General features: G+C 34.4%; 29 protein-coding genes and 2 tRNA genes. 2 read left to right on the top strand and 29 right to left on the bottom strand.

From position 1 onward, the window contains the following. Nucleotides 1-25: 25 nt before the first annotated feature. From EL260_RS08355 to EL260_RS08280, 18 genes are all read right to left on the bottom strand, one after another. Nucleotides 26-568 (bottom strand): hypothetical protein, encoded by a 543-nt coding sequence (locus tag EL260_RS08355; RefSeq protein WP_123859715.1) that lies wholly within the window; start codon nt 566-568, stop codon nt 26-28. Next, complete coding sequence (locus EL260_RS08350; RefSeq protein ID WP_123859714.1) at nt 561-998, bottom strand: hypothetical protein; 438 nt, start codon at nt 996-998, stop codon at nt 561-563. The genes EL260_RS08355 and EL260_RS08350 overlap by 8 nt, the downstream gene beginning before the upstream one ends. A gap of 470 nt (nt 999-1,468) precedes the next feature. Further along, the gene (locus EL260_RS08345) at nt 1,469-1,702 is read right to left on the bottom strand and encodes a hypothetical protein (RefSeq protein ID WP_123859713.1); all 234 of its coding nucleotides are present in this window, start codon (nt 1,700-1,702) and stop codon (nt 1,469-1,471) included. Continuing rightward, nucleotides 1,671-1,937 (bottom strand): hypothetical protein, encoded by a 267-nt coding sequence (locus EL260_RS08340; RefSeq protein WP_123859712.1) that lies wholly within the window; start codon nt 1,935-1,937, stop codon nt 1,671-1,673. The genes EL260_RS08345 and EL260_RS08340 overlap by 32 nt, the downstream gene beginning before the upstream one ends. A 31-nt stretch (nt 1,938-1,968) precedes the next feature. Then, on the bottom strand, nt 1,969-2,208 hold the full coding sequence (locus EL260_RS08335) for a hypothetical protein (protein ID WP_123859711.1): 240 nt from the start codon (nt 2,206-2,208) through the stop codon (nt 1,969-1,971). A gap of 109 nt (nt 2,209-2,317) precedes the next feature. Next, a complete protein-coding gene (locus tag EL260_RS08330; RefSeq protein WP_123859710.1) occupies nt 2,318-2,548 on the bottom strand; it encodes a hypothetical protein in 231 nt (76 codons plus the stop codon). 43 nt (nt 2,549-2,591) lie between these two features. Beyond that, on the bottom strand, nt 2,592-3,137 hold the full coding sequence (locus EL260_RS08325; protein ID WP_198418063.1) for a DNA methyltransferase: 546 nt from the start codon (nt 3,135-3,137) through the stop codon (nt 2,592-2,594). Further along, a complete protein-coding gene (locus EL260_RS25820; protein ID WP_198418062.1) occupies nt 3,134-3,343 on the bottom strand; it encodes a hypothetical protein in 210 nt (69 codons plus the stop codon). Before EL260_RS25820 ends, EL260_RS08325 begins: the two co-directional genes overlap by 4 nt. A gap of 79 nt (nt 3,344-3,422) precedes the next feature. Continuing rightward, on the bottom strand, nt 3,423-3,794 hold the full coding sequence (locus EL260_RS08315) for a hypothetical protein (RefSeq protein ID WP_123859708.1): 372 nt from the start codon (nt 3,792-3,794) through the stop codon (nt 3,423-3,425). 12 nt (nt 3,795-3,806) lie between these two features. After that, nucleotides 3,807-5,285 (bottom strand): DNA cytosine methyltransferase, encoded by a 1,479-nt coding sequence (locus EL260_RS08310; RefSeq protein ID WP_123859707.1) that lies wholly within the window; start codon nt 5,283-5,285, stop codon nt 3,807-3,809. 31 nt (nt 5,286-5,316) lie between these two features. Further along, nucleotides 5,317-5,658 carry a hypothetical protein gene (locus EL260_RS08305; RefSeq protein ID WP_123859706.1) on the bottom strand — a complete coding sequence of 114 codons (342 nt, stop codon included), beginning with the start codon at nt 5,656-5,658 and terminating at the stop codon, nt 5,317-5,319. 18 nt (nt 5,659-5,676) lie between these two features. Further along, complete coding sequence (locus tag EL260_RS08300; protein ID WP_123859705.1) at nt 5,677-8,682, bottom strand: hypothetical protein; 3,006 nt, start codon at nt 8,680-8,682, stop codon at nt 5,677-5,679. A gap of 24 nt (nt 8,683-8,706) precedes the next feature. After that, entirely contained in the window at nt 8,707-9,012 is a 306-nt protein-coding gene (locus EL260_RS08295; RefSeq protein ID WP_123859704.1) for a hypothetical protein, read from the bottom strand. Nucleotides 9,013-9,140: 128 nt separating this feature from the next. Further along, entirely contained in the window at nt 9,141-9,449 is a 309-nt protein-coding gene (locus tag EL260_RS08290) for a hypothetical protein (RefSeq protein ID WP_123859703.1), read from the bottom strand. 325 nt (nt 9,450-9,774) lie between these two features. After that, a tRNA-OTHER gene (locus EL260_RS25365) sits at nt 9,775-9,880 on the bottom strand. Between the two features lie 74 nt (nt 9,881-9,954). Further along, nucleotides 9,955-10,061 (bottom strand) — tRNA-OTHER (locus EL260_RS25360). Between the two features lie 122 nt (nt 10,062-10,183). Then, entirely contained in the window at nt 10,184-10,729 is a 546-nt protein-coding gene (locus tag EL260_RS08285) for a helix-turn-helix transcriptional regulator (protein ID WP_123859702.1), read from the bottom strand. Between the two features lie 14 nt (nt 10,730-10,743). Next, complete coding sequence (locus EL260_RS08280; RefSeq protein ID WP_123859701.1) at nt 10,744-10,977, bottom strand: hypothetical protein; 234 nt, start codon at nt 10,975-10,977, stop codon at nt 10,744-10,746. Nucleotides 10,978-11,078: 101 nt separating this feature from the next. On the opposite strand from EL260_RS08280, the gene EL260_RS08275 reads away from it, so the two are divergent. Continuing rightward, nucleotides 11,079-11,372, top strand: a complete 294-nt coding sequence (locus EL260_RS08275) for a helix-turn-helix domain-containing protein (RefSeq protein ID WP_123859700.1) — start codon at nt 11,079-11,081, stop codon at nt 11,370-11,372. Between the two features lie 59 nt (nt 11,373-11,431). On the opposite strand, the gene EL260_RS08270 is transcribed toward EL260_RS08275, so the two are convergent. After that, complete coding sequence (locus tag EL260_RS08270; protein WP_123859699.1) at nt 11,432-12,982, bottom strand: recombinase family protein; 1,551 nt, start codon at nt 12,980-12,982, stop codon at nt 11,432-11,434. A gap of 19 nt (nt 12,983-13,001) precedes the next feature. After that, nucleotides 13,002-13,163 (bottom strand): hypothetical protein, encoded by a 162-nt coding sequence (locus tag EL260_RS25515; protein ID WP_002980924.1) that lies wholly within the window; start codon nt 13,161-13,163, stop codon nt 13,002-13,004. Nucleotides 13,164-13,853: 690 nt separating this feature from the next. Here EL260_RS25515 and EL260_RS08265 point away from each other — a divergent pair. After that, entirely contained in the window at nt 13,854-14,297 is a 444-nt protein-coding gene (locus EL260_RS08265; RefSeq protein WP_123859698.1) for a JAB domain-containing protein, read from the top strand. A 185-nt stretch (nt 14,298-14,482) separates the two neighbouring features. Here EL260_RS08265 and EL260_RS08260 read toward each other — a convergent pair whose 3' ends face one another. The 9 genes from EL260_RS08260 to EL260_RS08220 all read right to left on the bottom strand — a co-directional run bounded on the left by EL260_RS08260 (nt 14,483) and on the right by EL260_RS08220 (nt 22,337). Next, the gene (locus EL260_RS08260) at nt 14,483-14,929 is read right to left on the bottom strand and encodes a DUF3872 domain-containing protein (RefSeq protein WP_123859697.1); all 447 of its coding nucleotides are present in this window, start codon (nt 14,927-14,929) and stop codon (nt 14,483-14,485) included. Nucleotides 14,930-14,941: 12 nt separating this feature from the next. Next, entirely contained in the window at nt 14,942-15,472 is a 531-nt protein-coding gene (locus EL260_RS08255; RefSeq protein ID WP_228445375.1) for a conjugal transfer protein TraO, read from the bottom strand. A gap of 31 nt (nt 15,473-15,503) precedes the next feature. Then, complete coding sequence (gene traN / locus EL260_RS08250) at nt 15,504-16,403, bottom strand: conjugative transposon protein TraN (protein ID WP_123859695.1); 900 nt, start codon at nt 16,401-16,403, stop codon at nt 15,504-15,506. Between the two features lie 15 nt (nt 16,404-16,418). Continuing rightward, nucleotides 16,419-17,717 carry a conjugative transposon protein TraM gene (gene traM / locus EL260_RS08245; protein ID WP_123859694.1) on the bottom strand — a complete coding sequence of 433 codons (1,299 nt, stop codon included), beginning with the start codon at nt 17,715-17,717 and terminating at the stop codon, nt 16,419-16,421. A gap of 3 nt (nt 17,718-17,720) precedes the next feature. Beyond that, nucleotides 17,721-17,990: a hypothetical protein gene (locus tag EL260_RS08240; protein ID WP_228445373.1), complete on the bottom strand. Its 270-nt coding sequence runs from the start codon at nt 17,988-17,990 to the stop codon at nt 17,721-17,723. Between the two features lie 10 nt (nt 17,991-18,000). Continuing rightward, nucleotides 18,001-18,624 (bottom strand): conjugative transposon protein TraK, encoded by a 624-nt coding sequence (gene traK / locus EL260_RS08235; protein WP_123859693.1) that lies wholly within the window; start codon nt 18,622-18,624, stop codon nt 18,001-18,003. Between the two features lie 12 nt (nt 18,625-18,636). Next, on the bottom strand, nt 18,637-19,629 hold the full coding sequence (gene traJ, locus EL260_RS08230; protein WP_123859692.1) for a conjugative transposon protein TraJ: 993 nt from the start codon (nt 19,627-19,629) through the stop codon (nt 18,637-18,639). Between the two features lies 1 nt (nt 19,630). Then, nucleotides 19,631-20,263 (bottom strand): DUF4141 domain-containing protein, encoded by a 633-nt coding sequence (locus tag EL260_RS08225; protein ID WP_123859691.1) that lies wholly within the window; start codon nt 20,261-20,263, stop codon nt 19,631-19,633. 259 nt (nt 20,264-20,522) lie between these two features. Beyond that, nucleotides 20,523-22,337 (bottom strand): reverse transcriptase domain-containing protein, encoded by a 1,815-nt coding sequence (locus EL260_RS08220; protein ID WP_041461709.1) that lies wholly within the window; start codon nt 22,335-22,337, stop codon nt 20,523-20,525. Nucleotides 22,338-22,747: the final 410 nt, after the last annotated feature.

Raw genomic sequence — 22,747 nt, 5'->3', positions numbered from 1 at the left:
AACACAAATAATTTATATGAAAAAATTAATTCCTGGAAAGCTTCCCTTGTAATTGGGCACAGACTCCACCAGATTCTCGCATTCTATAGTATAGCTTACGAAGTTGAATCTGTGAAAACCCTGCTTCAAAAAGATCATACTTTTCAATAAAACGAAGAATGGCCATGGATATAGTCTCTTCATCATCCTTATAAGCTGCAACATAGCTATAAAAAACAGTCCTGAATTGCTGCTCTATAAGATCATTTACCTCTTCCTTGTAAATATCAGGAAGAACTACAAAACTTCTACTCAGATTTTCTATTTTGAAAAATTTCCCGTTAGCAATCCAACGTTTTCGAGTAGTATTCTTTATTTCAAGAAAAAAATTAAACTTTTCAACATTTTTAACTGGATAATCACACTTATCCAGCCTATCAATAATAAATCTACCGATAAGAGAATCTTTTGAAAGGTCGTAAGTCTTACACTTAAAACCCGCAAATATTTTTTCAGTACCGGTTAATTCCTTAATCAGAAAAAAAACTAAATGAGGCCGTATTGTTAAAGGAATAATATTACTATTCATTAATTTTAAATGGTAAAAGCTGTGAAACAGAAACAGAAAAGCCAACAGTCTTAAGACTCGTTTGAAATTCAGCCTCTAAAGGCTTATTCAATGCAATATCATTTTTATTAATTCTAATTAATCCGTTTGTATTAAGTGTTAATCTGATTTCTGAAAGATATTTAAATCTTTCCATAAAATTTTCGGTTCCCTCAAAATATGGAAATGTAAAATCTAATTTTACTACATAGTATGATCCGGCATTAGGAACCTTTGAGTTCTGCTGAAGTGATATTGAAGTAATCGTAAAATAAATATTATTATACTCAACCGGTATTGTTTCTTCCGGAAAACCATTGGGTGGGGAAATTAGAAAAGAACTATCATCCAAAGCAGATACAAGTTCTACCTTTATAATAAATCTATTTTTAAATTTTCTTAAGTAATTCACTGTATTTCAAAAATCTACAGTATAAATATACAAAAAAATACAATACGTTTCAAATAAAACAAATTGTATAATAAATAAAAATTAAGATAAATTTTTGTAAAGCTGTAATAATGTAATAAATCACTCATAGTCAGTGTTTTACATTTTAAAAAATATTGTAATTAGAGTATTTAAGGTTTGTAAGTATTTTGTAATACTCTTTTTTATTACATTTTTTTTGTAATTGTAATATTACAATTACAAAAAAATAAAACATCTGTAATGCCTTACAAATCGGGAATAACTGTTCTTAATTACAATATTACAAAAATAAATAAATTTTAAGGGGTGCAAGGGGTATGATTGGTACAGCCATATCTTTCTTTTTTTTTTGAAAATGCCAGAATTGTAATTTCTAAATCCGGAGAATCGCATAAAAAAATTCCACCAATAATATTGGTGGAATTTTAAATTCTGAAGAAGTGGCTTTATTATATAATTAAAAATTCAGATTTTGGCGCAAAATACTCTCGTCCATCATCTGTTTTAATTACCCAGGTAATTAATGGAAAAAACTGACGAGAAGGAATTTCCCTTAAATAGGTTCCTGTAACCCCTGAAATATGCTTTAATCTAGTCATTTGCTTAATTTTTTTATTTTGGAAGGGTATAAGAAGTTCTGGTTTTCCATAACTATAATGAATGATGTTTTTTGAAATTTTCATAAATTCGGTTATGCAACTGCTCCTTTATAGTCATACATTCTTTATCACTTAAAACTACATACCATTGCGTGACCTTCAACAAAGCTTCTAGTTCATGATGATTTAGTTCTGTATCAATCTCTTCATCTTTGGAAAACATATGTAGAATATCATTTTCAAAAAGCATCCATTCAGAATTTCCTTCATTTTGAATACATTTTCTTATAATCAATACCTCTTCTTTTGTAAATTTCATTTTGTAATTTTTAGTTGTTGTTTTACACTACCTAACAAACAGAATTAATCATTGATGGAATGTCTTCTAAATTTAAAATAAAAGAAGCTTCATCATGAAATACTCCTCTAAAGAAATTAAATAGCTCATCATCCATTGGTAGAACTAATTTACTTTCCGGAATCCATTCACCATCACCTTGTTTTAATCTTAGCTCCAATACCATGTATTCTGTCTTGCTAAATGTATTTTCTTCTTTTCTGAGGGATGTTATGTAAAATCTTTTATCCATAATTCAAATATACTACTTAAAGAGATAATAAAGCGCAACAATAGCTAATACTACCATTAACCCCAGTTCTATTTTATCTTCAAATGATAAGTTTTTAAAGCACTTCATTTTACAAAGGTAATTTTGTTATTTGGTTTGGAATTGTGGTTTTCCGTAAAACATCTCCCCAATATTTTACAAGCAGTAATTTGTTTTTCATCGAAAGGTTATCATACACTTTAATACAATGTTTTCTTATATCCTTTTTTACTACTTGTTTGCTTCTGTATGGAAAAAGTAAATCCAATAATTTTTTATCCGGGTTTTCTATTGAAAATTCTAATTTATATTTATGATTCATTTTTACAGTATTTCAAAACTCACATTTACTTTTAAAGTTGATTTCATAATGATAATTTTAATTGTTCAGGCGTAAATAAGCTTTGGTTAAAAGAAATATGATTTTTAATTCTTTCAATTGCAGAATTAAAGAAACATTCGTCAAGTTCACAAGCTGTTAACTCAAATCCATAATCAAAACATGCTAATGCAATACTACCTGATCCTAAATGAGTATCTAATATTTTATCTCCAGCTTTAGCATACTTAACCAAAAGCCATTGATATAATTCTGAAGGTTTTTGTGTTGGGTGTATTTTCTTAGCTGAATTTGAACCTCCTGTATTACTTAATGCTATTTTAGCCGCAGGTTTATCAAATGATGTCCATGCTAATTCGAATTGTGAAAAATTATCCCAAGGTTGAAGTTTATCCCAAAAAACAATACCTCTTGTAGGTCTTAGGTCGAAGTAATTCCCACCCCATATAATCTGATTTTTTGAAACTCTGAATAGTTCTTTAAAATACTCCTCACCAGGTATTGCGTTATCCCAATCGCAGTTTGATTGATTTAGCACTCTATTTTTTAGTTTTCCTGAACCTTGATTCAACCTTCCTTTCTTAATCTTCTGTGCAGTAGATGTACCACCATACTGCAAATGTCCTTTTCTTTTTGGATTACTCCCATTGTCAAATTAGGAGCATTAATACCATAGGGAGGATCAACAATAGCGAGATCAAAATATTTATCCGGATAACGAATCATAAGCTTCATATTATCCTCATTGGTGATTTTTATACTTTCTGTAACATTCATTACTGTATTTTGTTTTCGGGATTAAGTATTGTAACTCTCAAAGCTTTTACTTTTTCAGCTATTCGTTTCTCTTGGCGGCTCATAACTCCTGTCTGTATTTAATTCCTAATTCTTTCAAGAGATTTCGTTGCTTATTGCTTATTGATCTGACTTGCTTAAAACCAAGATTATGACGTTTGAATAGTTCTTTCCAGATTTTAATGGTAAAAGGATCTGCCATGTAACTTCTTACGAAAGTCATAAACCCTTCGTTAGTTTTAGCGAAATGGTAAAGATCACCATCTGACATTTTTTCCAATTCAATTTCAACTTCTGATCCTTTCAATTTTTTAATTCGGAAATATTCAGAATCATCAAGACCTTCAAAAGCTTCATCAATCTTTGGTTTAATAAACTTAATGTCTTCTTTGGTCAATTCTATTATCTGACCAGATAATAATGTGATTTTCATATTATTCTTTTTTTATGCTGCTTTTTTTCTTTCTAATAATCGGTTTGCGGTTGCCTCACAAATTTTCCTTGCCATTGTAACTTCAACCGCATTTCCGATGAATTTTTTTTGATCAGTTTTGGTCCCTTTCAAAATATAATCTTTTGGAAAACCCATAATTTCTTTTAACTCCTGGACTGTCAGCATTCTCATTGTGATAGACTTGATGTGATTTAAAATCATAAATTCTTTGATCTCCTTAACCACATCAGAATCACTTTCTTTTATGAAATCAGACGGATAACCCCTTTCAGCCTGTAAAATATATAATGGTTTTTTATCTTGTCTAGCAATTATTGTCGGAGAAGGTTCATCAATGGATTTTGAAACTCTACCAAATTGTGTGTCCATTAGCCATTGAATTGACATTAAGTTATGCTTGGGTACCGTGGTTACTGCTCCGGCAGGATTATTAATACTTGAAGTTGTCAAACTTGAATAATCATAATGAATGTAATGAAGAGCACATCTGTCCTTAGTCGTTAAAGTACCAATAGGAGCATCAATTGAATGCGCTGAACCATTGCCATAGTAAGATGTAAGAAAGTGCTTGTTTGTCTCTCTTTTAAGCCCCAGAAGAATTCTTTGATATGTCTTGTCAGATTCAATTTTATCAAAAATTGATTCACCAAGGTCATTCAAATCCAAAACATCCTTCACTGCTTTCCATTTTTCTAATTGGCCAAAAAGGGTTGCTTCAGGATTTTTTGAATGCGTTTGTTCTGGCCAAACTGTAGGAATATTTTTATTAAATTGAATAAACAACCTTTTTCGGCTTGTGTATGCGCCAAAATCAGCAGCATTCAATAATTTATAATCATAGGAAAATCCACGCTTCAAAACTTCATCAAGCCACGCATTATAATATTCTGCTTTTCTTTCTTTTATTGGAATCCAAATTGGTCTTAATTCCTTGATTTTTTTCTTTTTATCAATAGTTACAAGGTCTAATGGGCAATATGAAGTATTGTTTTTATGAATTTCTTTGATCATCAAAGGCCCCCAGATCAGAAACTCTTCAACATTTTCAATCTGTACAGAATCAGGATTGATGGCATCAATATACCTGAACAAGTGATTTGCTAATGTACGAGAATCCGCATCCCTTGACATTCCTCCCTTTGCTTTACTGTGGTTTGTACATTCTAATGATGCCCACAGAACAACCTTTGCAAGAGGGTATAATTCTCTCATTTCCTTCATGCGAATAATTACCGGTGCAAGATCAAGGGTTTTAATGTCTTCAGTAAAATGACATGAATCAGGATGATTTTCAGCATGGGATGCGATTGCAGTTGGATCATGATTCACACAAACAATTACTTTTGCGCATTTTTCTCCTTTTACCTTTGCCGTTTCAATCCCGGTAGAGGTCCCCCCGGCTCCACAGAAAAGATCAACGTAAATAAGACTTATTAAAAGTGTCCCAATTTTAATATATTTTCTATTCATTACAGTATTACATTTTTACATTAATAAGTACCTATTTTTCGATAATTTCTTGTTCAGAGATAAACACATAGTTATCTTTTAAAGGATTCAATATTTCTATACGGCCTTCATAAGCCTTCTCATAACTTTGCAGGTCATTCCAGGTTTCCGGAACATCGCTGTAAGTTCTCATTACCTGGGCTTCATTCAACTTATCACCTTCATAAATAAATCCCGTTTTCCGGTTTCCTCTGTACGTGATGACTACTACTTCTCCGGAATTAACTAAGCGTATTCCGACTATATCAAGATTAATCAGTGTACAGTTGAAAGACAGATATCCAAAATGATCTTTCAGATCTGATCTTGATGGAGGAAATTCCTTGTTTTTCATGCTTATTATGATTAGGTGTTATTTTACATTATATGGATCATCATCATTTTTATCAGTGATTTCTTTGTCAGCTCCAATAAATATCATTTCTTGTGCTAATCCGTTAAAGGTTCTAATAATTCTACCATCAGAAGTTGTTATCTTTTCTGCAGGATTAAGAACATATCTTTTTAACTCGCAGAACTGTTGAAGCTTTTTCTTAAATAAGGTGGCGGAAGTAGTTTTCATTGATGGATTATAATTTTTAAGGGCTTCGTAAGCATCTTTTTTACTTACATCGGTATTAAGCCTAGATTCATCAAAATAAACTTCAGCCCATTCGCGGAACACCGGTCCTATTTCAGTTATAAGATTTCTCAGTTTAATATTACCTTGTGGAGCGCCAATCTTTTCTTTGGTTGAAAGGAAGAATTGAAGACATTGAACCGAAAAATTCAAAAATAAATTCCATTGCTTATCATCCCATTCAGTAAAAAATCTATTCTGAAAATCATGCAATGGAGATCTAGCTTCCATATCTTCTTTTGCCCCGTGATACCAGTCAGAATAAGAAACGAAAAGAATTCTTTCCATTGTTGATGAGTCTAATCCAAATGGCGCATAATTAGTGGTAATACAAAACTTGGGAGACTGATGAAAAGGAATTAGGTATGCATTTTGATTTTTAGGATTTACATTAAGATCTCCGGTGATATCTGTAAATAGTTGATTGAACTGAAACTTTTTATCAGCATCATCGAACAGGACATAGTCTGTTTGCTCAGTAATACCATCATAAAGGAAATCACTATCTAAAAGATTCTTCTTACGAGCTCCCATATATTTAGAGTTCATAAATAATCTTACAGCATTATTAAACAATAATGATTTTCCGGTTCTACCATGGGACTCATTATCATCTACTACTTCATTATCCATTGCGTATACACACCATGCTTTTGAAGGATCTTTAAATCTGTGAAGCAAATATCCAAAGGTATATACCTTATTGACAAAATGTATTTCCTGTTCGTAGACCTGATCATCATCAAGTCCGAAATCTGTTCCTTCAGTTTTATATTTATCCAGAATAAACATATTCTCTTTCAGATAAGCTTCCCTTTTACTTGCTGGCATATTCTTTACTTCATCCTTCCAATGAACACGGCTTGCATTGATTAGATAATTCATAAAGTCGCAATCCTTTCGTAAAATATTTACAGCCCAATTGTTATTTTCGTCCTTTTTAATTTCAAAGAAAGGATTACCTTTTATTAAATTACCTTTACTATCAACATAGTTCGCTTCTAACTTTATTTCTCTGCTATTAAGGGTATGTCGTGTCTGTTTTTTAATAATGTTATTGAGAATATCATTCTCCATAACATAGCGGCTGTAACCTTTATTGATTTCCTCTACTCTATCAGCTTTTATTTCCCAAATGAACTTATCAAAAAATAGATATTGTGTATTAAAAGTGTGGTCCGTAAAATCAAATTCTTTAGTCTCCAGATTAACAAGTTTTTTATCGGAAACCGCTTCTGATCCAATAAGCATGTTAAGAAGATCATCCGGAAACAATACTAAACCTTTTTCTTTTTGTTTTTGGTCCAGAACATTATTGAAAAAATCTTTAATTTCCTGAGCAGAAACCTCTTTAAGAATGTGCTTATCTTGTTTCACAAAATAAAACCCATCTTTTCTTTTTTCATCTTTAATTCTGAAGAAACCATTTAATTTTAAAAAGTTGAAGGCATTCTTATAGTTAATTTTATAATCTGTAGTTTCAGTTCTTTTATTCCATTTACCCGACCAGAATTTTGCTGGTCGCGCTAGTTCCAAAAATCTTTCAACTTTCAATTTCAATTCCCTTTGTTCACTATCATCATAACTACTGTTAATTTTCATAAAGTCAGTAAAATCTTTAAGAGGATTTCCGCGGAAGTCTTTTCTCTTGGTTATCTCTTCAGGAAGCCATGCTGTTTTTACATCCATGTGCTCCAATGCGATTTTCTTCCCGGCTTCTACGCCTGTAGGATCGAGATCCGGAACATTAATAACTTCTTGAGAATATTTGAATAACAGAGCAATTTGAGACTCAGTAATATCTGCAGTTTCCGAATTAAACCACACAACAGCATCAGCCTTACCTGTTGACGCCATGTTAATTGAATCTCTATCTCCAGAACAAATGATTACTTTTTTAACTTTTTCAATTGCTGGTTCTGTACCTGTAACTCTTCCCTCATCATCCCTAACATCAACTTCTTTCTCTGTTAATCTTTTGAGAATATCGAGTCCAAAAATATGCTGTTTTGGTTTTTTTCCTAAGTAAGAAAACCTATATTTTTTGTCCGAAGATTTTGGCTGATAAATTTTTAACCATTCTTTGCCAGGATTAGCTGGTTCCACTTTAACATCCTTATTTATACCATGCAAAGAAACTTTAGGTTTTGTTTTCCCTTCAGTAATTATAAATGCTAAAATTGGATTAGTTTCTGAACTTGTTACAGTGTAAACATCACAGAATTCCTTTTGTGTGTTTTCTATCTTTTTTAACCAAGAATAAGATTTTAGGGAATAAAGATTATATTTTTGGCATGTATCCGGCGTGACTAATGGCCCTAAAATTTCAAGTTCATAAGGAGTAAACTCCTTTACTACATACGCAAAACCATCATCATTTAACTCTTCACCTTGATAATCATGAAATTTACATGAGGAAATATTTTTAACAATCGTCTTATTTTTATCGATTAATCCCAGCTCTTCACCTAACGATAAAAGTGATTCAAAATAAGTCTTTCCAGTATTATGGGAATAGATATGTATTCCATGTTTAGACTGAGAATAAAAGCCACCGGGATCTCCCCAATCCTTTACAAAATATATTCCTTCTTTTTTTGAAACATTTGCACTTTCTGTACCCTCCTTTCTAATTCTAAAATGTTTATTTATAGTTGCTTCAGGAAGAAAACGGGTAATCAAGTCCCAACCTCCATTTGTTGCTTCAAAAATCTGTTCCTGATTAATTGGAAATGACATGCTATAATCTGGTATTAGTTATTTTCAATCGTTTTTTTCTTCAATCTCTCCCAAAGCAGTAAGGGAAAGGCCTATATAAAGTATTTCTCCGAGGAACTGCATCCCTGTTTTCATCTCTTCGATACATTTATTTTTATAATCTGAAAATTGCTTTTGAGGATTGGATTCTTTCCATTTTCTAAAATCTTCTTTCAAATCTTCTTTCAGAATTTCAACCCTATCTCTGTAGTAATTTTCCTTTCCTTCAGAGATATAATGATCAAGAGTCTCTTTTTTGATTAATTCTATATTAATGATAATTAAAATTGAGTTTAATAATTGATGTTGCATATTCTGCGGCCCTACCGATTCTCTCAATGCATTCAGCGAATTCCTTTAAACTGTTTTTGTTGGTACATAGGCTATTTAATTGATGCCAATCTTTAATTGCTTTGCGGTGTTTTTTACTGCTCATTTTTTTAATCTGTTTTAGTTATCTCATATTTTTTTTTGATTTCATACAGTCGAACAATCGCACAGCTAACACCGATTAAACCATAATCTTTATGCTTTGCCCCTTTATTATACCAGGATACAGCTTTAGAAAAATCATTACTAAATTCTTGATTTATAAAACCTATCTGACCAATAATATTCTCTTTGAAAGATTTTAAATCTTTTACATCGATAATTGTTCGGTCTATTTCCATAAGAAATTTTATTAGCTTTTGTTCAAGCTCATTTTTGGCAGGAGAGCCAAAATTAATGTAGACTAAGTATTGCTTCATTATAATTTAATTATTTGGTTTAAAAAGCACCTTCCCGCATTGGGAACAGTGCCAGGTCATTCTAAGATCTTCTTCATTCCCACATTCACATCTTTTCCATACTTCGTGATTATGAGTTTTTAATAGCTTACTAAAAGAAATCTGACCTGTACGAGTCGTAAAATCTTTTATTGAAAAATTTATTGCCGGTTTATTTCGAAAGGACTCGACAAATGCTCTTACTTTTGAATCCATAGATGTATTTTTTTAAATAAAAACCCGACCAGCAGTTAAACCAGCCGGGTAAAAACTAATAACCATGAAAACTCAAATTAAACATGAGTAGTAGAGAAGGCCGGATTCGAACCGGCACGAGAGGCGTTATCTTCCTTTAATCTCATGAGCACTGAACCAACAGTCTGCCAAAGCGTCTACCGTTCCACCACTTCTCCTAAAAACCCAGGCCAGCAGATTAACTGGCTGGGTAAAAACTAATAACCATGAAAACTCAAATTAAACATGAGTGTGAAAAAGGAGGGATTCGAACCCACACCCTCTGCGGCCCATACCCTTACACGTATTTCAGATGGTATGGAATAGCGCAGCGCTCTTTTCCTCTAAGCTATCTTTTTCCCAACAAAAGCACTTAAAGATCCCTGCGCTGATTGAAGTTCTCACGATTATAGAAAACATTGCTTTTGGTTCCATTTTGAACTTCTTTCGAAAAGTGCTTCGATTTAATTAAAAAGAAAAATTTACAACAGCCCTTCTAAGTAAAGTTCTTTAGTGAGTTGCTGTTTAGTTACAATATCAAATTTCTGATAGATGCTTGTTTTTAGTTTATTAAAAGTTCCAATAGGAATATTTAAGTCAGAAGCAATTTTTGAATTTTTATCATTTGTGCTTAACTCTTTCAATAACTCAATTTCTGTAGTTGAGATCTGTTTACCTTTAAAAGCCATAGGCTTACAAATAACATTTTCACCTTCACAACTTCCCCGATAAATACATTCGCAAGAATCATTAGAAACATCTTCTTTGGAAAAGTCTGGAACAAAGTTTAAACCTCCAAACCTACATCCAGCTAATACTTTTAATTTTATTAGCTCATTATCTCCAAAATATTTGGTGAGCAAATCATTTAATAGCAAATCTTCATCAACAATTTTCTTTAATTCAGGATGTTCAGAAACATCTTCGAATTTTTTTATAGTTCCATTACAAATAACAAATACATCATTCTCATGGTAAAAATATTCCTTGGATTGGTCGATCATCCCTGGATAAATTCTGATAGTCATAATATTTTTTGAATTTATTTCATTTTAGAATCATAATTATTTTTAGCCACGATGTATAAACAATTGATAATTACAGCATTATTAATTCTATCTTTTTTTACTTTCCTTATATAATCCTTTCTAAACTTTTTACCATCTGGAAACAATTCGTATACTTCTGTTGTATACTTCTTAGGAAGATTTTCATCTATAAAATCAAAAGTTTCGTTGATATTCGAATGAATATCAATAGGTATACTAAATTTCATTACCTTTGTCATCGTGTCAAATCTTACACTGCAAATATATACAAATTGTTTCAATATATACAATATGTATATGTTAAATTTTTCACTCAAAGTATAACTATATGACTATCAGCGAGAAAATTAAATTATTTTTTATTCAAAAGAAGGTTACTTATGACGAAATAGGTAAGTTATATGGATCGTCCGGACAAACAGTAGGTAATTATGTTAATGGACGCAGAGAAATTCCAACCGACTTTCTATTTTGGCTAAAAAAGAATTATCCTGAAATTGACTTTAATAAATTATTTGAGGAAAATGATAGCCATCATATTGTTACTGACAAAAATAATATTGCAAATAAGGATGAAATAAAAAAAGAAATTGATAAAATCTTAGATCAATTTCTTAAATAAAAGACACGAAAACGACACTAAGAATTTATAAACAATTAATAATTAACACATTGTCTCTATTAGGTGATAACGGTCCTGGGTACAAGACCGGAAAGAGGTGATAATTCACTTTCTTTCCGGTTTTTTTTCATGCCTAAATCATTGTTTATCTGGTATATATAAGAGAGCAAAACATTGGGTCGGGTGGTTCGATAATGATTTTCTGAAAATTGCAATTTTTCAGGAAATATCGAACCAATTATTTTACGTTTTACCTCGATATCCCCATCAGTATAGACTTTCGCAAGGTCTACTAGGTTCGATAATGCTTGGTCTAGTAGTTTTTGAAAATCTATTTTCTTATTATCTTTTTCTTTAGTTAATTTAACTTCGAGCTTTTCAATTTGTCCTTTACAGTCGGTCTTAATTTCAAGATAATCTTCATCATCAATTACTTCCTCCATCAGTTTATTTCTTGCCTGTTTCAATTTACTGTTTAAACGATCTATTTCTAATAGAATTGCTTTCCTTTCTCTTTGGGGATTATTGATTAATTTTTCAAAATTTTGCCTCAACACTTTTTTCAAATAATTTTTTATAGATGCGCGCATTTCCAATGACTGCAATATTTCTAAAAATTTAGAATTAATAATCTCAGATTTGTAACGGTATGAACACGGGGACTGGCAATGATAGTAATAATATTTATTTCCAGAACGTCCCGTAGAGGCACTGCCTGTAATCAAATGACCACATTCCGGACATACAAGGAAACCTCTTAATGGCAAATTATCGTCAGACAGTACTTTTACATTAGGTCTGGCTGGATTCACATTTCCATCCATTATACATTGAACTTTTTCGAATAGTTCTTCACTGATCAAAGGTTCATGAATACTTTTAACAAAATGAGCCTCCTCTTCATTGAATTGCTCCACGTAAATTTTCCCGCAATATGCGGTATTGCGTAAACTTGCAAGAAAGGCACTTATCTTAACTGACTTTCCTTCTTTTCTGTTCATCATATCCATGATTTGGCTCGCTGAATAAACGCCTTTGGACATTTCATTAAATGCCCATTTCATATTGGAAGCTTCCGGTTCCTTCGGGATTACATACTTTTTCCCGTTCTCCGTTATTCTGTTAGCGTAGCCATAAGGTGCCCTTCCCATTAATCTGCCTTCTTTTTTAGCACGGCGCATTCCATAATAAGTATTCAGAGCGCGCCTGTCGTTTTCAACTTCCGGTGCAGCAAGATATATAGCCAGCATCATTTTATTTTCAGGAATTGAAAGATCTAAAGGTTGCTCAATGGCCTGCGGTTCAACGTTAATTTTCCTAAGTATGTTAATCATTTGATACGCATCGCCAGCGTTCCTGCTGAAGCGATCCCATTTTGTAAAAAGCAGCAGATCCGTTTTTGAGCTTTTTTTCTTTAGCGTATCCAGTAATTTAATCCACTCTGGCCTGATAAAAGTCTTGGCTGAGTAATCTTCATAAATGATTTGACCTACTTTAATGTTATTGTTTTCACAATAACATTTTAATCGTTCCTCCTGATCTCTTTGCGAGTATCCCTTATCTGCCTGCTCATCAGTTGACACACGGATATATAAATCGGCTTTTTTCATATATAAATCTTAGAAAATATTATTGTTCCAAAAAACTCTTAATGGTAATTTTTAAGAGCATCGTCAGAAAGCTTAAAATATCTTTCGCCTCCTCAATGCTTAATTCAATTCCCTCCTCTTCTTTAAAAATCTTGATAATCTCCTCTATGGTAATGTTACTAATTTCAACTTTCTTCTCCATACCAATACTTTTTTAATAAAAGTATTGGACAACTGTTCTAAAATTAAACCCAGACACTTATGCGATGTATTTGGCTTTTAAATATAAACGTCTAACGCTTGAAAGATGTAAAATCAAACGAAACACTTAACGTCAACCATCAGGCGGAAAAAATTTTTATTTATAAAAGATGTGATTACGTTTAAATTTATTTTTTAGGTGCAACAAGAGAAAATTGATGCAAAGAAATTCATCATTCTTAGATTCAACTAAAATACAAATAAAATCAACATTGTTAATTTAAACATTCATTTCATATACAAAAACAGGTTATTGACTGCTATTACATGAAACATTTTTCATAATAAACCGGTAAAAAGGCAGCTAAGGTATTGTTGCCAGCCGTCTTGCTAATCCAACCAAAAGACTACGGCATAAACTGTTTCCTCCCTAAAGGTACCCTCCAATTATTCCGTTTCCTTTTGGTTTTATTCTTTGTCAACACTTCATATCTGCTTTCTTTTTTCCGGTTTTTCTTTTGAAAAATATTCAGCGAAGCCTGAAAGGCTTTTTAAGAAATAGGACGGAGAAGGGCTTGAAAAGGCTTTTGATCTAAAAAAGACACATAACAGTTCAAAGATGTTTTAAATAAATGCTGTTTTAACTTAAGTACGGGAAACAAAAGGCTCTGCCGTACTCAGAGCAATAACAATGAAATATAATATCGTAAATGAGATCAAATTGATCTACACAAGAAAAGGAAATGCTGAAAAAAAAGTACTGAACTCCCAGGATGCTACAGATATTTTCAGGGAACATTTTGATGCAGATCAGATCGACTACAGAGAGTCATTTTACTCAATGTATATGAATCAGGCTAACAAGGTCTTAGGAATACAAAAAATATCAGAATCTGGAATTACCTCTTCTCTTGTTGACATCAGAATCATCATGCAGGGAGCTCTATTATGTAATGCCGTATCATTTATTATAGCCCATAACCATCCTTCCGGAAACCTTACACCTTCTCGCGAAGACATAGGCATCACACAAAAAATAAAGGAGGCTGCCCAACTATTAAATATTAACCTGCTTGATCATTGTATAATAACTTCAACCGACTCCTTCTCTTTCTCCAATGAAGGTATTTTATAAGAAACTTAAATTTCTAAAAATAAGAATCCAGAACCGGTTCCCGGTCTGGATTCTTGTGGCGTCGCGGAAAGATGCTTGTCCTTTAGGGGGCCAACCATCTTTCCGCAAATACTAAACAATGCTTCTCAAATTAGATGGTTTTATTTGAAATGGAAATATATATTTGTAAGCTAAAGAAATAGTATTTATCCTTTTAGCTTTTTGTTGTTGAATTGAAATTCAATTTTCTCCTCATTTCCAAAACTGTCTGAGAGCCATACCGTAAATGATTGTGAAACTTCAGAGGTTGAAGTATAATACAATCTGAACTCTTTCTCATAAAGAGGATAAATATCATTAGGAAAGTACGGTTGAGTGTTATAATACTGCAGCTTTCCTGCTCCCTCAAACTGAAAATATCGAAGATAATATTTGGTGTCAGCAAAATTACCTTCAGGAATAATTTTGATACGGATCTCCACATACTCATCTTTAACGATATCCCTAGGAACAGGCATAACCGACACCTTAAAAGGATAATTCTGCTGAATTTCCAAATCATCTTTCTCACATGATTGTAAAAATAGTCCAATCACAAATAGTAGCAAGAAATACTTTAGTTGTATTTTAGCTGTATTAATTATATTTTTCATTTTTCATTATTTTTAGAAATTATATCTTATTCCAACCCCCAGCAGAGAGTGAAAATTAACCATTTGACTATTTTTCAAAAAGCGAAGTTGCCCGTTGACCAGGAAAACTAAATGCTCAGTCAGATAGCTTTCAATAGACAGCTTACCGTTCGTCCCATAAATAAAATTACCTGTAGAGTTAAGCTTTGATCCATCATACAACAATTCATCACCTCTATTAATCTGCTCGTAACCAACAAGACCTCCAATTCCCAGATTAAAATTGACATTTCGCATGAAGTCTCCCCAAACATAAAAACTGTACCCACTGCTCAGCAGGAAACTATCTATCGGGATATCGCCGCTTGTGTATTTATAATATTTTCTACCATATTCTGCCAGTCCAAAAAAGTAATTACCATTCTTCGAGTAAGAAACAAGCCCAGTACTTAACATATAATTTTGTTTTTCTGGAGATTTTGGAAATACCGAATAGGTAAATTCAATACCAATTTGCTTAGGAATCATCTGTTGAGCAAATATTTTGCTACTCATTATCATCATGAAGATGACTGTTAAAAATTTTTTGTGCATCTTACTCCGTTTTAATGGTTAAACTATGTATCAATCTTGCATGAACCAGATCTTCATTTTCAAGCTGTACTTTCAGATGCCTTCCCCCATTCTTTTCCAGAATTTCAATTTCCAAAACCTGATCTTTTAAGAGCGTAAACTGATCAAGCATATAAATCCCTTTACTGTCTGAATGATTAGCTATGGTCGTTTCCGGGAAATAGGTGCGAACCTTCTCTAAAATCTTATCCTGAACGACCGTTCGCTTTAAGTTCTTTTTATCGACAATTTTAAAATTGACTAGCTCAATAGCATACCCCACATTACTTTGATTCTTAACCTGCAATGTGAAATAAAATTTGCTATCATTAACGTGCAGTGCTCTGACTGAAAACTCAATTCCATAGCTTTTTGAAACAATATGTTTAATAGTCCTGTTGCTTTTATTGTAAAGACGTTCCATAATAAGCCAGGTTAGAGAAGTTGAGCTTCCTTTAAGATCTTCAAATAATACATCAGCATACTGTCGTTCCATACCTCTCTGAAGTTTTACTAAATCATAGCTGAGTATTTCCGGATAAGAACTGTAGGATGCTTCAAAACTGTAAAATTTTCCATCTTCAGTAATAACCGAAAAATTAGTTTCCTCTTCAAAATCCCTGACGGCTGACTTAACCCGAAGAACGTTTCCTATGGGCTCTGCCTTATTGGCAACCAAGAGGTCACTTCCCAGGTCAACATATCGTATTGATGTAGGAAATATCAGATGACTTGTTTTATTGTAGGTGACGTTAATCCGGAAAGGCTCTAGTTTTCCCTCTTCCAGGGAATAATAGGTTGTCACAGAATCCTGCCCAAATGCCTTGCTTACTAATAGAAGTAATAGCATAATGAGAATATAATGACTCTTTTGTGTATTCATTTTTATTTTTTTTGATTAGTTATTTTTGGGTAAGAGGAAGACCTGATGGCCAGCTTTTACAGTTACTTTCAATTGTCTGACTCTCTTCTGAAAATAACCCGACAGTCCCTGTACCACTCCCCTGCTCAGATCAGCTGCAATCTGCTGCCCTGCAGATTGGGTCATCATAATATTGGTGCCTGAAGTCTGGCTCATATTAGCTACAATATCGCTTACCGCATTCTGCTCCGCTGAATAAGGAACATACAATCCCATCTGACCGTCGGTGTCATAAACATTGATTTCTACAGGATAGATATTACCTTGAGATTGAATGGAAGATATTTTTAACTGAAGCCTCCCACCCTGAAATTTGCTTACTGCAATCAGTAAACTTCCAATTGGAATTTCAGCTCGTCCGACTTTCATCGCTTCTGAAAGCCTTATAGATAATGTACTTTCATTGACCAAAGTCTTAGTTTCATAGACCACACCTCTTATTGCGTTTTTTGTTTGAACCGAGTTTTCTGAATCATTTTGACTGTCATAAAATCTATTCTGATTCAAACCTGCGATAAAAGCACTATCCGACCGGTCTCTGTATAATGAGGAAACAACATTGGAACGTACCGGTATTGCTGAAGTCAGTTTAACCTTCTTTTCCATTGGCTTTTCGACCTCTTCTTTTTCTGCTGGTTCTTCCTGCTTTGGCATCGTTGGAAGATACTTAGCAGCCATTTGATACGATTTTTCCATGAGCTCTAACTGGTCGTTCATTCCCAGACCCGCAGGAACAGGATGATTTTGCATTGACTCATTCTTTAACCTTGAAATTTCTTTCCTTAGGTTATTGACCTCCTGATTATCCCGATTATAGAATGAGCTTAAGGTCTGCTGTGCATTTCGATAACTGTTCAGAGCATTCTGATCGGATTGCTGAAGTACACTTTTAGTGGATGTTGAAGAAGGTGGGTTGCTATTATCGTTTACACCGTTCTGGTCATTCCAGTAATCTGATAAAGTTGTTATTGAATTTCTCTTTTCTTCATTCTTTTGCTCTAATAACTGCTGCTCATAAGCCTTTTGCTTATCAGACTGCAATTGACCGTCTTTTGCCTGTGGAATAGCTGCATTAAAGCCAGCCTCTTCAATAATGGTATGATCGGTTTTGGGCTTAAAGATGAGATAAAAGCAAGATGCACATACAGCAGCCATCAAAAAGTAGATGAAAGGTTTCTTTAATCTTTCCCATTGAGCCTTGGGATGATCATTCACTCCGTTAGAATTTTGGGAGAGATCATTTTCTGTCACTCTAATTTTCTCTGAATCTTTCATATTCTATTTTTTAGTGGATGAGTTTACTATTTCATTATGCTTCGATCCTTTTTCGGTAAGTTTCTTAGAAATGCCGTCAATATGATTGATAGACATGGTATTATTTCTTCGAGTTGTAGAAATACAGATATTGACAATGACGATGACAGTTATCAAAACATAACCACCAAAGAAAACCTTGGTCATCAATCGCTGTTTCCCTACAGAAATAGCGTTCCAATGATCTTCTATCCTCAAAATATATCGTCCGATTTTCTCTCTTAGTTTTTTCATTGTGGTCATATTAGCGTTCAACCGTTTCAACATCTTTATTTTCAATCACATTGAATTTTTCAATTGTAAATCCCTGAGGATTGCTGTCAGACCGTACAGAATTAACCAATGAACAGTTGGTAATTAAATTCCTGATGGTAAGATTACTGGATCTGATAATGAATTGTCTTGCATAAGTTATTACGTCATAGGGGTAACTATCAAAGTTGGCAACGACACTGTCTACCTCAACTCTCTGCTGGATATTACCTGAAATGATTCTGTTATAGTAACCTTTTTCCTGAAGGTCTTTATAGTAATTGAATGCGGATTGATCAGCCAAATTGAAAGCCCTTTTGACATTACTTTCAATAGCATTCTTATCTGGGGCAATGGTGAAGAACAATTCATGAAATCGTCTCACATGCTCTCTTGCTTCTACAGGTCTGTTGATCGACATATCCTGAGATAGCGCTACCATTAATGATTTGCCGTTATCCAGCACATAGATCTTTTGACGCTGCTCTTCGGCAAACTGGTAGGATTTAAAGACAACTACACCTACCACTCCAAAACACAACACCGCAAAAACGAATGTAAACAAACGTATCTGCTTGAAGCTGCTCTCAATATTTCTTAACGTTTTAAATTCCATAGAACTGTATTTTTATTTTAATAATCTTCCTGAAATATTCCCTGTAGCAGAACCTACTGCTGCTCCCGCTACATTGCCTGATTTCGTAGCAGTCTGGTTCACATTACGCATAAAGTTGCCTGCTCCTCCTGCCTGAATTACCCAGCCTGTAACGGTTGGTACGGTAAAGTAGCCTATAATGCCAATCACCATATAGATAATGTACACGGTATTGGAGGTATCGGGAATGAAAGTGGGATCTGTGAGCATCTCGATATCCCGTTCTAAAATCAGAGTTTGTATCTTGGCAAGAATGGCACTGAATATATCAGCAACAGGAAGCCATAGATAAACGCTAACATATCTCGTCAACCATTGACTTAAAGTAGTTTGAAAACCATCCCATACAGAAATAGCAAATGCGATAGGTCCTAATATTGAAAGGACAATCAGAAAGAAGGTTCTGATGGTATCAATAACTAAGGCTGCCGATTGAAACAGAATTTCAAGAAACTCACGGAAACCATCTCTGATATCTTTCTTGATGGCAAACATTTCTCGTTCAATATACATTCCGGACATCGTGACCAGATCCGATGGTGACCATCCGAGCTCTTCCAGCTTCTTGTCAAATTCTTCGTTTGAAATAAGGTAAGCCATCTCCGGATTCCTGAGCATCGCTTCTCGTTCTAAAAGATCCTTTTTCTGCTGTAGCTCATTCATATCCAAAACCTGATTCTCCAGCATTGAATGGCTTCCCTGAACAATCGGACTCATTACCCCATTAAGACTTCCTAGTACCAATGTCGAAAAAAACATAATGCAGATGCCTATGGCAAAAGGTCTCAACATCGGAAACAAATCAACAGGTTCTGCACGGCTCAATGACTGCCAGACTTTTAGTGCTACATAGAATAAAGCACCTAATCCTGCGACCCCTTTTGCCACAGCAGCCATATCTGCACACATCGGCATCATTTCTTCGTAGACGGAACGTAGAACTTCATGTAAGTTGTTTGGTTCCATCTTACCAGTATTTTTGATTAGAGGTTCCGTAAAGATTCAATACTCTTTGGGTGTTGTTCTGTTTTTTAGCTCTGAGATAACTGACCGAAATATTTTTATTGGTATAGTACCGTACCAGATTATGATACGCTTTGACCTCTTTATAAACCCGGTCAACAACATCCATCCTTTCTTTATCATTTAATGACAAATTAGTAGAGTTTATAATCTGTTTTAATTCTTTGAGCAATTCCGTACTTTCATTGAGTAATTTTGAATAGCCATTAGCAATGGCGGTCAGTTCCTGTGTATTGAAATTGGGGTCATTCAACATCTTTCCGAAATTACTAACATACATTTCAGAGACATCACCCACAAGCAAAACCGTCTGTTGAACCTTTCTGGCATCCTTGATCAGATTATTTACTGCTTTAAGTTGATCGTAATACTCTTTGCCTTGTTCATATACTTTCTTTACTTCATTGAAGTTCTTTACTACATTTGAAACTGTTGAAGAGGTTTGTACGATTTCATTGGCTGAGTTCAAAATTCCCGAAGCCAGGTTTGCAGGGTCTGTTACTACAAATTGTGCTTTTGTATAGGTTACGGTAGCAAAAAATGCTACCATTAAGGTTTTAATGATTAAATTTTTCATTGCTGTAAATTTTTAAATGATTTAATTTTCTTTTGTGTTCGGTTTTATTCTCTTGAGAGAAATCCGCTTGATGGCATGTTCGACATTGCCATCAAGTTCTGATGCAAGATTCATCACTTCCATCTTTTCTGTTTCTTCAGTGGTATAAGCGTAGGATAAGAACCCGGCGCCTTGCCATATTGACTATGGTAGGTTTCCAAGAACTCTCCCCCGAACCGTACGTACCTGTCTCCAGGTATACGGCTCTCCATCAATTTATTCAGTCTAACTTGCCTGCGTGTATCTTATCGTGGCATTTTGAGCATAATGCCAAGGTTTTTCTTCTCCTTGCACTCATTCGTTTTTCCCAGTCTTGCTTACCTTTCAGGTCTTTCAATTTGCGTATATGGTGCATTTCCAATTTCTCGTTGGCACCGCATAATTCGCATTTCTGGTTTTGCAACCTTGTTATAAGGCTGTTTCTTCCTCCTGTAATGGTAACTGTGACAGGTAAACTATCCACGTAAGCACCACGGGCAGCTTTTTGGCGTTTGAAACCCTCTTTGTAAAAGCGTCTGTACATTATATCTCCTTTCCTGTTTTTGTAGGGAATGGAAAATACTCCGTTGATACATCTTTTAGTCTTTTCCTGACTGATTGAAGTTTGGTATTTCAGTGCATACGTTTTGTACATACTGTACTCCAAGATGTAAGAAAATGACTGGACAAACGAGCTGTTGTTGGCAATTGAGTAATAATTGTAAAAGCCCCGTATTTCAGCGTTGTACTGACTGATGATTTCTAAGTCATCCAAGTCTTTCATGTAATAGCGTGAGCGTGGTTTCCAAACTTCTGTGCCTTTTTTATTTACCAGTTTCATGGCATTATAGCTCAGTAGCTTTTTCTTCATCACGTCTACTGTGACACGGAGTACAATCTTATCTCCGAAACATCTTACGGTTCTACCGTGCTTATCTCTCTTGGATTCATCGGAGTTTCGCACGGAGACATCAAAGCCTAAGAATTTGGCTGGTTTCTTAGCATTAGTCACCAAGGTTTTTTCATCAGACAGTTCAAGTTTCAGTTTTTCATCAAGGTAAACCTTGATGTCTTCCTTTATCTTTTTGCAGTCTTCTTTGCTACCTATGACCCCGATAAGAAAATCGTCCGCATACCTAACGTATTTTAACTTTCTGAAACTGCCATCCATCTTGTCATAAGCTGGATATTTGTTTCTTTCCTGTCTCAACTCTTTGATGTCCTTAATCATCTGCTCTCTGACAGTTTCGTCTGTCTCACATTTGAGTTTCTTGGCCAAGCGGTATCGTCTCTGTTCGTGTAGCCTGTACTGGCGTGTTGCCGTAGTTCTTTTACCCTTATCGAAGTCCTTGATATAATCCTTGACATATTTATCGAGTTTATCAAGGTAAATGTTGGCAAGGATGGGGCTTACAATCCCACCTTGCGGTGTGCCACTGTATGTTTTGTGGTACACCCAATCTTCAATATACCCTGCATTGAGGAACTTTCGTATCAACCGAATGAACCTGTCGTCAGCGATACGCTCCTTTAGGATACCAATCAATATTTCGTGATTGATATTGTCGAAGAAGCCTTTTATATCGCCCTCGATGAACCACCGTACAGCAGTGAATGACTGTTGGACGCTTAATAGGGCTGTGTGACAGCTTCTATTGGGTCGGAACCCATGTGAAGTATGCTCAAAGCTACCCTCATAAATTGCTTCCAATATCATTCTGATAACCTCCTGCACTAATTTGTCATCAAAAGATGGTATACCAAGCGGACGTTTCTTCCCGTTCTTTTTCGGAATGTATGTCCTCTTGGATGGGTTTGGCTGATAGGTCTCGTTTCGCAACGATGCAATCAGCCTTTCAATGCGGGATATACTCATTCCGTCGATGGTCTTTCCATCAACTCCTGCCGTCATATTGCCTACTTTACTGTAGATTTTCTGATAGGCGATAAAGTACATCTCTTCATTGAACAGAACCTTGTATAGCCTTTCGAACTTATAGTCCGTGTTTCCGCTGTGCCTTATTAGACTGTTCAATACTTTTTCTGGATTTCTCATAATGTCTCTCACATTTTCCGTTAATCGTATTAAACTAAATTGACTGTCTCCCTTCGCCATGTACAGGGCTTTCCCCTGCTCGGACTACTACGGAGACTCCGTTGCCGTATCGGATATTCAGGAGCTTTTTCCATAGCCACGCCTGTGGCATTCCGACTTAGGCAATCCCCATTTAGACATATAGCAACTATTGGCACGTTAGATTGTCGGATGCGATGTTCGCCCTTTTCTGCTTATTGCAGTTACGTTGTGGTCTGTTTATGCTATCACTACTACCTGTCATTAGGATATTACCACAAAGTGACGTTGGTAACTGTCTTCCGTCACTGCCTAAGAACTGACCGTTCGGACTGTCGTTCAATCAATCAAGACTTCATCCTTATATCTAACTTTTCAACTCGCCATTCAGT

It is taken from the genome of Chryseobacterium nakagawai (assembly GCF_900637665.1).
GTDB lineage: Bacteria > Bacteroidota > Bacteroidia > Flavobacteriales > Weeksellaceae > Chryseobacterium > Chryseobacterium nakagawai.
This window is presented reverse-complemented; position numbering and strand designations above follow the sequence as displayed.

Bases quoted from the DNA above. Each gene is read 5' to 3' on its own strand.
- EL260_RS08355 (WP_123859715.1), bottom strand. From the start codon at position 568: ATGAATAGTAATATTATTCCTTTAACAATACGGCCTCATTTAGTTTTT.
- EL260_RS08345 (WP_123859713.1), bottom strand. From the start codon at position 1,702: ATGAAAATTTCAAAAAACATCATTCATTATAGTTATGGAAAACCAGAA.
- EL260_RS08340 (WP_123859712.1), bottom strand. From the start codon at position 1,937: ATGAAATTTACAAAAGAAGAGGTATTGATTATAAGAAAATGTATTCAA.
- EL260_RS08335 (WP_123859711.1), bottom strand. From the start codon at position 2,208: ATGGATAAAAGATTTTACATAACATCCCTCAGAAAAGAAGAAAATACA.
- EL260_RS08330 (WP_123859710.1), bottom strand. From the start codon at position 2,548: ATGAATCATAAATATAAATTAGAATTTTCAATAGAAAACCCGGATAAA.
- EL260_RS25820 (WP_198418062.1), bottom strand. From the start codon at position 3,343: ATGAATGTTACAGAAAGTATAAAAATCACCAATGAGGATAATATGAAG.
- EL260_RS08315 (WP_123859708.1), bottom strand. From the start codon at position 3,794: ATGAAAATCACATTATTATCTGGTCAGATAATAGAATTGACCAAAGAA.
- EL260_RS08310 (WP_123859707.1), bottom strand. From the start codon at position 5,285: ATGAATAGAAAATATATTAAAATTGGGACACTTTTAATAAGTCTTATT.
- EL260_RS08305 (WP_123859706.1), bottom strand. From the start codon at position 5,658: ATGAAAAACAAGGAATTTCCTCCATCAAGATCAGATCTGAAAGATCAT.
- EL260_RS08300 (WP_123859705.1), bottom strand. From the start codon at position 8,682: ATGTCATTTCCAATTAATCAGGAACAGATTTTTGAAGCAACAAATGGA.
- EL260_RS08295 (WP_123859704.1), bottom strand. From the start codon at position 9,012: ATGCAACATCAATTATTAAACTCAATTTTAATTATCATTAATATAGAA.
- EL260_RS08290 (WP_123859703.1), bottom strand. From the start codon at position 9,449: ATGAAGCAATACTTAGTCTACATTAATTTTGGCTCTCCTGCCAAAAAT.
- EL260_RS08285 (WP_123859702.1), bottom strand. From the start codon at position 10,729: ATGACTATCAGAATTTATCCAGGGATGATCGACCAATCCAAGGAATAT.
- EL260_RS08280 (WP_123859701.1), bottom strand. From the start codon at position 10,977: ATGAAATTTAGTATACCTATTGATATTCATTCGAATATCAACGAAACT.
- EL260_RS08275 (WP_123859700.1), top strand. From the start codon at position 11,079: ATGACTATCAGCGAGAAAATTAAATTATTTTTTATTCAAAAGAAGGTT.
- EL260_RS08270 (WP_123859699.1), bottom strand. From the start codon at position 12,982: ATGAAAAAAGCCGATTTATATATCCGTGTGTCAACTGATGAGCAGGCA.
- EL260_RS25515 (WP_002980924.1), bottom strand. From the start codon at position 13,163: ATGGAGAAGAAAGTTGAAATTAGTAACATTACCATAGAGGAGATTATC.
- EL260_RS08265 (WP_123859698.1), top strand. From the start codon at position 13,854: ATGAAATATAATATCGTAAATGAGATCAAATTGATCTACACAAGAAAA.
- EL260_RS08260 (WP_123859697.1), bottom strand. From the start codon at position 14,929: ATGAAAAATATAATTAATACAGCTAAAATACAACTAAAGTATTTCTTG.
- EL260_RS08255 (WP_228445375.1), bottom strand. From the start codon at position 15,472: ATGATGATAATGAGTAGCAAAATATTTGCTCAACAGATGATTCCTAAG.
- traN (WP_123859695.1), bottom strand. From the start codon at position 16,403: ATGAATACACAAAAGAGTCATTATATTCTCATTATGCTATTACTTCTA.
- traM (WP_123859694.1), bottom strand. From the start codon at position 17,717: ATGAAAGATTCAGAGAAAATTAGAGTGACAGAAAATGATCTCTCCCAA.
- EL260_RS08240 (WP_228445373.1), bottom strand. From the start codon at position 17,990: ATGAAAAAACTAAGAGAGAAAATCGGACGATATATTTTGAGGATAGAA.
- traK (WP_123859693.1), bottom strand. From the start codon at position 18,624: ATGGAATTTAAAACGTTAAGAAATATTGAGAGCAGCTTCAAGCAGATA.
- traJ (WP_123859692.1), bottom strand. From the start codon at position 19,629: ATGGAACCAAACAACTTACATGAAGTTCTACGTTCCGTCTACGAAGAA.
- EL260_RS08225 (WP_123859691.1), bottom strand. From the start codon at position 20,263: ATGAAAAATTTAATCATTAAAACCTTAATGGTAGCATTTTTTGCTACC.
- EL260_RS08220 (WP_041461709.1), bottom strand. From the start codon at position 22,337: ATGAGAAATCCAGAAAAAGTATTGAACAGTCTAATAAGGCACAGCGGA.